Source organism: Bacillus solimangrovi (genome assembly GCF_001742425.1).
Classification (GTDB): domain Bacteria; phylum Bacillota; class Bacilli; order Bacillales; family Bacillaceae_N; genus Bacillus_AV; species Bacillus_AV solimangrovi.
The window spans coordinates 1-12046 of the sequence record NZ_MJEH01000031.1; the positions used below are offsets into that span (position 1 = coordinate 1).

A 12046-nucleotide genomic window follows, 5' to 3' on the forward strand; every position below is an offset into this window, starting at 1 on the left:
AATAGTATGATTACACCTGATAATAATCTAGTATTATTTCAATCTTGCTATCTTAAATCCATTGTCTATTTTATCAAATCCAATTTTAGGGTAATATTCCATTGCAGTAGGCGAAGACAATAAGATTAAAGCCACTTCGTCTCCAATTTCTTCTTGTGTGAGCTCAACTAACTTTTTCCCAATCCCATGCTTTTGATATGCTTTATCGACAGCTAAATCAGATAAGTAACAGCAATAGCTATAATCTGTAATTGAGCGAGCAATCCCAATTAATTTGTCTTGTTCCCATGCTGAGATAGTGATGTCTGCATTTTTTAACATTTTTGAAAGTCTTTCTAAATCTTGAAGTGGTCTTTTGATACCAGAAGTTATAAATAAATTTGATAATTGCTCAGGTGTAATCATACTATTAATTTCATATGTAACATGATAATTGTTGTTCATCTACTTTCCTCCTATTTAGAATTTTTCATAAATAATACCACAATTTTAAGAAAGAATATCATGAATGTTTTAAAATAAGTTTATATTCAGTAAGAGTGAGAAAGCAGGTGAATTGAAAATGCTATTGTTGCAGTTTATTTGTTTCATTCTCGTTATTCTTGTGACCTTGTTAATAATCATTGTATTTGTTTCAAAAATGAAGTTTCAGAAAAATGTGAAACATGAGATTGATGAATTGCTCCAAAATAAAAAACAGGAAAATGAATTTGTAAAAGAGCAAGACATAAAAAGATTACCACCCTCAGTTCGAAGGTGGTTGAAATATGCACAAATTGTAAATAAGCAGAAGATCAAGACAGTTCATGTTTATCAAAATGCTATCATGAGATTGAAACCAGCTAAAGCGTGGATGACAGTTTCGGCACAACAATATTTTAATGTAGATGAACCCGGGTTTATTTGGAATGCAAAAATTAAAGTAATGCCTTTTGTTCATATTGCTGGAAGGGATCGATATTATTCGGGTAGGGGTAATATGTTAATTAAACTACTATCGTTCATAACTGTAGCCAATAGTAAAGGAGAGGAAATGGATCAAGGGACATTACTTCGATTTTTAGCAGAGACAGTCTGGTTTCCAAGCGCTGCTTTGTCTAGTTATATAAGTTGGGATGAAATAGATTTCTATAGAGCAAGGGCGACGATGGAGTATAAAGGTGTAAAAGCATCAGGTATATTTACATTTAATGATAAAGGAGAGGTAATTAAGTTTGAAGCAGATAGGTTTATGGAAGATGAGGGTGAGTATAAATTAAGGCCTTGGATCATATCATTGACAGATTATAAACAATACAATGGTATTAAAGTACCTAATACAGGAGAAGTGACATGGAAGTTAGAAACAGAAGACTTCACATGGTTCAAGTTCGACATATTAGAAATAGAGTATAACGAAGAGTGAATACACTAAGGTGATATACTCAGTCAGGTGAAAAAGAAATCATAATCGATTATGAAACATCATGTCACTTTTCGAGTTGTTAAGATGAACGAATATAAATTTGTAGATTTCGTCCCATGATCTTTAGTTGTTCATAACGATAGGTAATGTTATTAATCTTGGCACTCTTTCCATTACGAAAATGATTGATAACTTCAAAAGGAGAAGAGACCATCACTTCTTCATTATCTTCATAGAAAGAAATATTCATAACATGTTCCCACCTTTCATTCAGTATATACTATTATACTATTCTTCTTGGAAGAAATTGTACATAGTTTAATTGAATCAACTTAGAGGCTGTACTTAGAACTACAATTTTATATTTTCTTCTAGTTGATTTAAAGAATAAGTTCAAAAGTACTAATTAACTAGTTAGATGCAAGCTGGATATTACAAATTTATACTATAAGTAATTTTTATGGTAATTCTTAAGTACTATTATACACTAAATGTTAAAAATATCTATAAAAATAGGTAATATTACCATAAAATTGAATATAGGTAAGGTGTAGATCACCAACTAATTTATCGAAAGGATGGAAGGGTTATGGATATTTGATGGAATGAAACTTGTACTTAATAATCTGTTCTTATATACCACTAATTGTTCATCATTATCTAAGCTATTTATATGTAACGTTAACTTTTTAATAATATCGATACTTTCGAAGGGTTTGAAATTTACTGAAACTTCCTTTTTCTATATTCGTATATATACATGAAAGCCTTTTAACTTACTTTGTAGGTATATGGAAAGTAAATTATTCTAAGGAGTTGTTTAAATGTTCCCGTTTCTTTTTATTTTAGTTCCATTATTAATCTTGGTAGCATTATTAGGAGTAGGTTATTACTTCTGGGTGAAATTACGTTACAGAACAGCAAAATCAAACGAAGCACTTATCATTACTGGTCCAAAGTTAGGAGACCCAGAAAAAGAAACAAATATTTTCGTAGATGATGAAGGACGTTCTATGAAAATAATCCGTGGTGGAGGTTACCGTCTTCGACGATTCCAAACATCAACACCAGTAGATTTAACATCTTTCCAATTGAAGCTTTCAACACCTCGAGTATATACAAGTGGTGGCGTACCTATCGTGGCTGATGCAGTGGCGATGGTGAAAGTAGCAGATACTTTAAACGGTATAGCAAATTATGCAGAGCAGTTTCTAGGTAAAAAGCAAAAAGAAATTGAAGGTGAAATCATTGAGGTTTTGGGGAGTAACCTTAGAGCAATTTTATCAAAAATGACAGTCGAAGAAATTAATAACGACCGTGAAAAGTTTAATAGCGATGTATCAGAAATTGCTCAAAATCAATTGGACTTAATGGGATTTAAAATCACATCTCTAGGTTTGACAGATATACGAGATGCCGACGAAGAAAATGGTTACTTAGAAAACTTAGGTCGTCCACGTATTGCCGAAGTTCGAAAGCAAGCAGAAATTGCTGAAGCAGATACAGAACGAGAAACACGTATACACCGAGCAAAAACAGATCAAGAAGCGAAGGAAGAAGAATATAAACGTCAAATTGCAATTGCAGAATCGAAAAAGGAAAAAGACTTAAAAGATGCAGCATTTAAAGAAGAAACAGAACGTGCTCGTGCGAAATCTGAACAATCGTATGAGTTAGAAAGAGCAAGATTATCGAAAGAGGTAAAAGATGAAGAACTATCACTTCAGTTCTTAGAACGTGAGCGTGCAGTTAAACTAGAAGAAGAGGAAGCAAAAGTTAGAAAAACGAAAGCTGATGCAGAGTATTATGAAACAACTCGTAATGCGGAAGCCGAAGCAGAAAAATCACGTATTGATGGTGAAGCAAAAGCGAAGATTAGAAGAGAAGAAGGTTCTGCAGAAGCAGATGTCATTCGTGAACGAGGTAAAGCCGAAGCCGAAGCTCGTAAGCTACTAGCAGAAGCAATGGAAAAACATGGTGAAGTTATTATTACAGAGAAGCTAATTGAAATGTTACCAGTCTTTGCAGAAAAAGTAGCACAGCCATTAAACAATATTGATTCCGTTAAAATTATTGATTCAGGCAATGGTCAAGGAGTTCCTTCATATGGGAAAAGTGTTACAAAAACAATGGTTGATATGCAAGAGCCATTAAAAGAAATGACAGGCATTGATGTAGGTGATCTACTAAAATCATATGTGAATCGAAATACGAAAACTGAACATATTAATCACATTCACTTGCCAAGTGAATCTGAAGAAGTTAATGAAAAGGAGTTAAGTATAGCAGGTAGTGAGAAATAAAAATAGTTGTGTTAATGAAAAGGTGAGAGCGATCAGCCAGTGTATAGTGAGGCTGATCGTTTTTTTCGTAATAAGAGTTTTTGACAATATTGATGATAGGGATGGAAATAATGAGAACAATATTCTTGTTAATATTTTGTTTTATTTTTCTATACGCATGTAGTAATGAAAAGAGTGCTTTTTCATATAAAGATACATATGATGAAAGCAATGTAATAACGATGAGGGAGTTTACAACTGATGATAAACAAACACATTTTACTATTTATAATGAATCAGAATTAAATGACGAGAGAATTGAGGCAATTACAGATGAGATAAATACATCTTATGAAGCTATATTAGAATATAATAATGGTTATGAATGGAGTGAAAAAATTTCTATTCATCTAAGAAAATCGTCCAATACCCCTTATGCATTAAAGGATGAAATAGTCATTTATGATACATGGGGTGAAGATTATCAATTAACTCATGAGTTAGCTCATGTCCTCTTAGGTGTAGGAAATATGAGGTATGGAGAATTTGATAACGAAAACGGTCTGTTAACTCAAGAAGGATTTCCTGTTTACTTATCAGAAAGAGTTTATCCAGAGAAAGATATTCACTCTCACAGTAGTTTAAGTATACACAAAACGATGAAACATATTATTGATCAGAACGAAACTATACCACTGGAAACTTTAGCTCACAATGTAAAAGGATTGCTTTATTTGAGGAGTAATGACGATAAAACACAATGGAAATCATACATACAAGCTGGTTCTTTTATAAAATATTTATTTGAAAATTACCCTAAAGATTCAATAGTAAACCTTTATAATAGCCCTTCGTTAATTTCTGATCTTAAAGAAGTGACAGGTAAAGACATAGACAAATTAGAATCAGAATGGTTGAAGTATATCGATAAAGAGTTTGACTCTTTAACCGAAGAAGAAAAGCTTGAAATTCTCTATCCTTAATGATTTTACTATGCAAGTTGTTACGGATTAAATTATTGAACTATTTTGAATGTAAATATGTATTTAGTTTTGTCTACTTAAATTTCTTGTATTTTTCTAATAAGGTAGATGTGTGTTATTTTTTTGTTGTAATGCCTGTAAAGAATACGTTTTTAAAGATGTATATGTCTTCAAACTCCTAGTTCATATTGTGTGTAATATTATGGAGTCAGTTAACGTGTTAATCTTAAAAGGAGTGGTAAGTTGTATTGTTATTTCCTTTTTATGGACTATACTTCTATGAATTTGCCATTTGAATATTAATGTCCTCACAACAGTAACGAAAAAAGCCGGCAGATTTGCCAGCTCTTAAAGGTTATTTTCCAATTTTTATAACGAGTACATCTGTATCTTCCATTGCTTCTAAACTATGTTTTTCAAGAGGTGTTAAATGGATAAAGTTTTCATTTGTTAATTCTGACTTGGTACCACTTACATCAAACAGTAGTTTACCTTTACGAACAACGACGAGCACATTAAATGGTGCATTATGTTCAGGAATACTCGCACCTTTTTTTAATTGAAGATGCATGACTTTATTATTGTTAAATTCAAGCACTTTATCCAGTTGCTTTTCTTTATCTTGTAATGTATTTATTGTAGTTACTAGTTTCATAGTAACACTCCTTATGTTTTGTGGATTTACTTTACATGTTTTAGTGTACAAGAATAGTTCATTAATTTCTGTGATGTATATCACACTTGGTAATATTTTTTATGAAGAGAGCTATAGACAAAGAGTGTTTAATGTTAGGGAGGAGAGGTTGATATGAATGTTTCTATACGTGTAGGTAGAATAGAGGATGCAGAAAGAATATTAGAAATTCAGCGTACAATCGTGAACGAAGGTAAATATTTTCTTTCGGTTGAGGAGGAGTTTAACCGAACGGAAGTACAGCATCGAGAATGGATTGAAAAGATGTTAACAAATGAACGAGAAATAATCTTTATTGCAGAGGTCGATCATGTAGTTGTCGGTTGGATTGCATTTCAATCAAATCATTTACAAAGGTTATCACATGTCGGTTCGTTTGGTATGGCAGTAAGTGATGGGCATCGTGGGTTTGGAATTGGAAAAATGTTAATTAATGAACTATTAAACTGGGCTGTACAAAATCCCCATATTGAAAAAGTTAGCTTAGGTGTGCTGTCAACGAATCATAGAGCAATCATGTTGTATAAACAGCTCGGATTTGTCGAAGAGGGTAGGAGAATGAAGGAAATTAAGTTGAATGAAAATGAATATGCAGACGATATTCTTATGTATAAAATGGTATGACATGGAATTAACAACTATTAGGGAGGTGAGATGAAATGAAACGTTTCTTACTTTACTTAACTTATATCATCCTAATGATTGTTGTTATAAAAGGTGGTTTAAGTATTCAAATGCATTTATTAGAAGAGGTTGCAGTACTAAAAGTTGAAAGCATTCTATATCTCATGTATTCAAGTATTTTTTCAATAATAATTGGTGTATTATTTGGAATCCCACGTTTAATAACGAAGATTAGAAGTGCTCAAAAGTTTACCTTTGATTGGATTAAATTTATCGCTATAGGTATTCCTACAGTATATTTGGCTACTGTTCCATATTTATATTTTACAGCCATAGGCAGTTACTTGCCTTATGCTTCTAGAATATATCATGAGTTTGGGAATTTTACTCCAACTATTTTCGGCATCATATTTGGTTATGTTTTATTAGATTCTTTCATAAAAAAATAAAAGCTCTTTATTTACGTATTATCAATAGTATTAAATGTTACTCTGAATTGGATTTGAGTAAGATGCAAACAATAGTGTTGAGGTGATACGTATGACAAAGAAGAAAAGCAACGAAGAAATGCGAGAAGAACAAAAAGTTACGTCAGAGAACATGTATGAAAGTTTAGCGAATGGTAATGATGTAGCGGATGATGCACTCAATGAACATCGAGTTGTCGAAGAGGCAAATGAGTTTCTAGCAGATAAGGAAATTTCTCAGACATTTAATAATTCATAGGTGAGTTCATTATGGATAACAAACATAGATACCATGTAGTTTGATCGTTGTACGTCCTTCAAACTACATGGTTTTAAAATTACTATAATACGAAGAGACTATCTTGTCACTCTGATATTGAAGAGTTTATTATGTGTTAGAGATTTTTTTCCATTTTAACAAATTCAAAGTGGCTACCATTTGTGCTTTGCATAAACGTTTTGACAGGGTAGAACCCAACTTTCTCATATACTTTAATTGCTCTTTTGTTAAATGTAGCAACTGAAAGTGTTAGTTTGTCAGGTGTGTATGTTTTTCCAGCGTAGTCTAATCCTGCTTGTAAGAACTCATTTCCTAATCCTTTACCCGTTAATTCTGGTTTCATTCCTAGACCAATATCCACTGAGTTGCATTCATCCAGTTGGAAACAAAAGAATCCAATCATTTCGTTATCTTTACTTACAATGTAATAGGAGTCGGCACGTTCTTCTTGATCTAAAAATTCTGTTAAATCTTCTTTATCTGCTTCCATATCGTAAAATGCATACACTCCATTGTAATGCCATTTATATGCGATATCTTCTGCTTGTTCCTGTGTCATAATGTCGAATTTGTAACTCATTGTGTTTTCTCCTTATATAGAGTTGCTTATAGAGTAAGTAATACGATTAATTAAATGGTCTAAGTTGATGCATTAAATTCAGATCACTCATTTCACACCACATTTCTTTTATTAATCCATTCTCGAAACGAATAATCATCATACCTGTTTCTTTTACTCGTTGATCAGTAGATGGGATATCAAACCAGCCACCTTTATATGTCATATAACCTGTATACCGAACGACACTCTTATTATCTATTTCCAAATAGTCATCGATTGTCCACTCATCATCAATAAAAACCTTTCTATACCACTCCATAAATTCTTTAATAAACGCATCATGACCTTTAAAATCATGGTCTGGAACATGGCTAACAAAATCAGGTGCTGTAATTTCTTTCAATGAGTTAACGTCACCTTTAGTAAATACTTCATTAAACCATCTGTTAACTAAAGCTCTTTTGCTCATCTTCTGTCATCTCCCAACTTTAAATATTATTTTATCTTAATCTAGAATTTATTTCTTATAGTAATTATTCTATTTTCTGTTTGTAAATCCTTTAAATGTAAAAGGTGTTGTTTTTGCAAAGGAGGGTCTAGTAAGACTAGATGGAGTTTGAGATTAATTGAATAAGTCTCATGTATACAATAAAAAAGATCATCCTCAAATGATAAGGACGATCTTTTTTTAAAAATATTCAGTTATTTGTTGTTAGAAAAATATTTAGAAAAGAAATTAATGAGATAATCATCTACTTTTAAAGTCTATATATTATGAGAAGAAATCAAGAAGTCCAACAATTAAAGGAATTAATTCACTGAAAAAATTTAAAATAGCAATTGCGATATCCATAAATAGTACCCCCCTCCGTTATTGGCTACTAGGTTGGGTTGTTCATTATGTCTACATCATAAAAAAGCTATTAATCCTTTCAGATTATGAAAAGAAATCAAGAAGTCCAACGATTAAAGGAATTAATTCACCGAAGAAATTTAAAATAGCAATGGCGATATCCATGAATGATAGCCTCCTTTCTTTTTTAGATGTTTCATTATGTAGTGTTACATCACTTAACAGTGATAAAACGGAATGAAACTTAGTAGTCAAAGTGTTATTGTTTAATGTCAACTCCACTAAAAAACTACTACAAAATAGTAATTCTATTATTTCCTATAAATACCTTCATCTAACTTTAGGAGGTTTTGTCGTTTGATTATGTAATTTTTTGTTAAAAAATTGTTCTGATAACAAGTTTTCATAAAATAAAATAATAACATCACTCTTATGATGTTATTGTAATTAAATCGATTCATTATTTTCGTAAATCAATTTCATAATGAGATAGATTCTATTATTGTTGAAACATTCTTTTGAAGAAGGGCATACATTAATCAATGTTAAAGTTTTATTTTTGCTTAACTTCATATCTAACTATTGATATATCTAAAAGATATTTGAGAAACAGTTAAAATTCATATTGAAAATTCTGATAAAACATGAAATAATTGCATTTATTTTATATCCTTAATAATTGGTTTCGAAAAGTATTTAAATAAAAGGGACGAGGTGATATTATATAGGAGTTTCAAAGGGCAACCATTAAATGCTTACATAGATGGCAGATTTTTGACCTTAGATGGCATGAGAAATGAGTTCAATATACTACACACATACGTTACAACAAAATCAAGATATAGAAGTGTACAAAATATTTACTAAAGAGCATGATGATAGAAATTTAAAGTTTATGCCTGCATTTAACGATAATATTTATATCGTAGCATGCACAAAAGTGCTGTTAATAATATGAAATTCTGCTTGCTGAAGAACAAAGTTAATCCGAATGGTAAAAGTAATTAGTTAAATTTATGCAAATATCTTAAGGAAAAGGAATGATGATAGTTGAAGAAAAGTGCGCTTATTTTAGTTGCAATTTTATTGTTATCAATTAGCATTTCTACTGTTACGATAGCCACTGAGAAAATTTCTGTCTATTTTGATGGAAAAGAGCTGACATTCAACCAACCGCCACAAGTGATGAATGGGAATACAATGGTTCCTTTAAGAGGGATTTTTGAAGAACTAGGAGCAGAGGTTAAATGGGATCCTGAAATAAATACAGTAAAAGCCTATAAAAATGAAGATGAAGTGATATTAAAAGTAGGATCAACGACAGCTATAGTAAATGGTGCAGAAAAAGTATTAGATCAACCTGCAGTTGTTGCAAATGGGAGCGTACTAGTACCGCTCCGATTTATTAGTGAAGCTCTTAACAAAGAAGTGAAATGGTACTCTGAAGAAAATGCTGTTGTAATCGGTATTGATCCAGTGAATTTTTCACGTGATATTGTTACTAATGAGTATGGTGATACTAAACCAGCCGATTTTATATTATCTGATGGTTGGCATTACTATTTAGATGATGATAAATTATTTCGTGTTCGCCCAGAAGGTCATGATCGTGAAGTGGTTTATGAAGTTAAAGGATATAAAATGTTAATTCAAGATGGCTGGGCTTACATTCAGTACTACGATGGAGTTCGTAGAGTAAAGTTAGATGGGAGTTTAAGCCAGCATATTGTACAAGACCATATTTACGATTTTGATATAAGTCCAGAAATGCTAGTTTATAGTGATAATAACAATGAATCTTCTGCTACAGGAAATTTATACAGAACAAATCTTGATGGGACAGACAAACGAGTGCTCACAAATAATAGAGCCTTTGAAGTGAATATTTCTGGAGAGTGGATTATTTTCGAAAAGGTACATCATCCTGGGTTTGAATTTCATATTTATAAAATAAAAAATGATGGTACTGAAATGCAAAAGTTAAATACAGATGTTCAGGGACATCTAACTATAGTAGCAGGAGATTGGATATATTCTGCACATAATGAATTATATCGCATGAAACAAGATGGAACACAGTTTGAATGGTTAACAGATTATTCTGTGAAAAATCCAGACTATGAAAGTTACAATGTGAATACAGCTATTAATATACATCAAGGCTGGATATATTTTGTAACTAAATCACATGAAGAAGAAGTACCAAGTAAATTGATAAAAATGAAAACAGACGGAACAGAGAAACAAATACTAACAGAACATCCTGAATACAACAGCTTTCAAGATGTACATGTAGCAGGGGAATGGATTTACTTTTTATTGGATGAAAACAATGAACATATAAGGTATCGTATGAAAACGGATGGTTCGACTTCTCCGGAAATTTTTGAAAATACAATTGAAGAAAAATGAAATAACAGAAGCTGAATAATGATAGGATAATAACAGTTAGAATTTAATAAGAATGATAGTGCAAATTGCACCCTGAATCAAGGGTGCTTTTTTACCCTTTTTATTTTAAATTAATGGTTCATCATCACTATTTATGAAATAACATGAAAAAGAAAAACACGCTTTACTTCCTTGCAATAATGTTAGTTACCAACAAACATTAAAAGGAGGTTTTCACGTGTTTTCCGTATCACTATGTAAAAAATATTTTATGATTTTATATACCTAAAATAGTATATGATAGTATTAATTGGCATCGTGGCTTATCCCATCCTTTGAACTATATTTATGAATCTATTCAAAGAAGTTTTTGTAAGTGTTCTTATCTCATTCTAAAATTAAAATATCAATTATATTTTCGTTAGGCTTACATTAATCTATAACCACAATTTCTATAGCAAGTTTTTCCCCCGTTTCTTGTTCTTTAGTCCATATATTTACATTGTCATGTTCATTGAGCTCATTAAAGGAACCTTTATTTCCTTTAATTTTGGTCTTATCATTGACTAATATGTGAAAAATTGCAGTTGAAGCTTCAGGATCAGTAGTTTGTGGGGTAAATATAATTCTATCTTCTTTTACTTCAACTATAGAACCGTAATGATAGCTTTGATTTTCTATATCTCCCTTTGAATTTTATATCGTTGTTTCACCAATAGATAGGTGAATACTTACTTCCTCATTTTTTTGTTGGCAACAGAGCAAGGTAAGTAGTGATAGAAGTATGAGTAATGATTTCTTCAAGCTAATCGCTCCTCTGTCATAAATAATTCTTATAATTAGTATTATTCTATTTTTTACCAATAATTCCTTTGAATCCTTATATAGCAACTTTTGTTAAGAATACTGTTAGTTTAGATTAATTATCATTGATGACTTTTGTTATTATCAATAAGCATATAAAGAACTATTGTAATCTATTGAAAATTTGAAATAATTGCATGTAATCTGTAGCTAAAACTGAATACAGTGCAAAGGCATTTAGTTTAGTAGGAAAGAGGTGATTTTCTGTATAAGTTTCGTTGGGAGACAATTAATGATCTTACGTTAATTGCTGATTATTGGTATAAGATGGCGTGTGAAATGAGTGAAACAGACCATATCCCTAAGCCAAAACCGAATTGAGTTAGAGAAGTGTACCAATTATTTTTGAAAGAATTTGGTGCTGGCAATTTAAAGTTCAGGCTTGCTGAAGAACAAAGTCAATTCGGATGGATAATATCGGTGTATACACTAGAACCGCATCGTAAGAACGGTTTGGCTTACAAACTAGTGGATGAAGTGTGTTGTTTGCTTCAAGAAAAAGGGGCAAAACGTGCTAGACTATGGTCAAGTTCAAGTGGAAGAAAAGTATATGAAAATCTCGGCTTCGATTCAATGATTGATATGTCGAAGTCGTACGTGTAATTAAGTATGATTTTGTATGAACTAGATTTTACTATAGT

General features: G+C 31.5%; 14 protein-coding genes. 8 read left to right on the forward strand and 6 right to left on the reverse strand.

What is annotated here, in order from left to right; genetic code table 11:
* Window positions 1–33 precede the first annotated feature (33 nt).
* Window positions 34–444 carry a GNAT family N-acetyltransferase gene (locus BFG57_RS11355; protein WP_069717613.1) on the reverse strand — a complete coding sequence of 137 codons (411 nt, stop codon included), beginning with the start codon at window positions 442–444 and terminating at the stop codon, window positions 34–36.
* Window positions 445–562: 118 nt separating this feature from the next.
* On the opposite strand from BFG57_RS11355, the gene BFG57_RS11360 reads away from it, so the two are divergent.
* Window positions 563–1405, forward strand: a complete 843-nt coding sequence (locus BFG57_RS11360; protein WP_069717614.1) for a DUF6544 family protein — start codon at window positions 563–565, stop codon at window positions 1403–1405.
* 79 nt (window positions 1406–1484) lie between these two features.
* Here BFG57_RS11360 and BFG57_RS18960 read toward each other — a convergent pair whose 3' ends face one another.
* Entirely contained in the window at window positions 1485–1655 is a 171-nt protein-coding gene (locus BFG57_RS18960) for a hypothetical protein (protein ID WP_175428334.1), read from the reverse strand.
* 574 nt (window positions 1656–2229) lie between these two features.
* On the opposite strand from BFG57_RS18960, the gene BFG57_RS11365 reads away from it, so the two are divergent.
* Together BFG57_RS11365 and BFG57_RS11370 are read left to right on the forward strand one after the other, a co-directional pair.
* On the forward strand, window positions 2230–3708 hold the full coding sequence (locus tag BFG57_RS11365; RefSeq protein ID WP_069717615.1) for a flotillin family protein: 1479 nt from the start codon (window positions 2230–2232) through the stop codon (window positions 3706–3708).
* A gap of 101 nt (window positions 3709–3809) precedes the next feature.
* Window positions 3810–4670 (forward strand): gluzincin family metallopeptidase, encoded by an 861-nt coding sequence (locus BFG57_RS11370; protein WP_217627927.1) that lies wholly within the window; start codon window positions 3810–3812, stop codon window positions 4668–4670.
* A gap of 355 nt (window positions 4671–5025) precedes the next feature.
* Here the strand turns inward: BFG57_RS11370 and BFG57_RS11375 are convergent, their stop codons facing one another.
* Window positions 5026–5325, reverse strand: coding sequence for a cupin domain-containing protein (locus BFG57_RS11375; RefSeq protein ID WP_069717617.1), 300 nt, complete (start codon window positions 5323–5325; stop codon window positions 5026–5028).
* A 153-nt stretch (window positions 5326–5478) separates the two neighbouring features.
* Between BFG57_RS11375 and BFG57_RS11380 the strand changes: the two genes are divergently transcribed.
* The 3 genes from BFG57_RS11380 (at window position 5479) to BFG57_RS11390 (ending at window position 6714) form a co-directional block, all read left to right on the forward strand.
* On the forward strand, window positions 5479–5988 hold the full coding sequence (locus BFG57_RS11380) for a GNAT family N-acetyltransferase (RefSeq protein WP_069717618.1): 510 nt from the start codon (window positions 5479–5481) through the stop codon (window positions 5986–5988).
* Between the two features lie 35 nt (window positions 5989–6023).
* Complete coding sequence (locus BFG57_RS11385) at window positions 6024–6437, forward strand: hypothetical protein (protein WP_069717619.1); 414 nt, start codon at window positions 6024–6026, stop codon at window positions 6435–6437.
* A 91-nt stretch (window positions 6438–6528) separates the two neighbouring features.
* Window positions 6529–6714 carry a hypothetical protein gene (locus BFG57_RS11390; RefSeq protein WP_069717620.1) on the forward strand — a complete coding sequence of 62 codons (186 nt, stop codon included), beginning with the start codon at window positions 6529–6531 and terminating at the stop codon, window positions 6712–6714.
* Window positions 6715–6850: 136 nt separating this feature from the next.
* Here the strand turns inward: BFG57_RS11390 and BFG57_RS11395 are convergent, their stop codons facing one another.
* The 3 genes from BFG57_RS11395 to BFG57_RS18645 all read right to left on the reverse strand — a co-directional run bounded on the left by BFG57_RS11395 (window position 6851) and on the right by BFG57_RS18645 (window position 8405).
* The gene (locus BFG57_RS11395; RefSeq protein ID WP_069717621.1) at window positions 6851–7315 is read right to left on the reverse strand and encodes a GNAT family N-acetyltransferase; all 465 of its coding nucleotides are present in this window, start codon (window positions 7313–7315) and stop codon (window positions 6851–6853) included.
* A gap of 46 nt (window positions 7316–7361) precedes the next feature.
* Window positions 7362–7766, reverse strand: coding sequence for an ester cyclase (locus BFG57_RS11400; RefSeq protein WP_069717622.1), 405 nt, complete (start codon window positions 7764–7766; stop codon window positions 7362–7364).
* 468 nt (window positions 7767–8234) lie between these two features.
* Window positions 8235–8405 (reverse strand): hypothetical protein, encoded by a 171-nt coding sequence (locus BFG57_RS18645; RefSeq protein WP_217627928.1) that lies wholly within the window; start codon window positions 8403–8405, stop codon window positions 8235–8237.
* 795 nt (window positions 8406–9200) lie between these two features.
* Between BFG57_RS18645 and BFG57_RS11405 the strand changes: the two genes are divergently transcribed.
* Window positions 9201–10562 carry a DUF5050 domain-containing protein gene (locus tag BFG57_RS11405; protein ID WP_069717623.1) on the forward strand — a complete coding sequence of 454 codons (1362 nt, stop codon included), beginning with the start codon at window positions 9201–9203 and terminating at the stop codon, window positions 10560–10562.
* Window positions 10563–11735: 1173 nt separating this feature from the next.
* Window positions 11736–12008, forward strand: a complete 273-nt coding sequence (locus BFG57_RS11410; protein WP_245676747.1) for a GNAT family N-acetyltransferase — start codon at window positions 11736–11738, stop codon at window positions 12006–12008.
* Window positions 12009–12046: the final 38 nt, after the last annotated feature.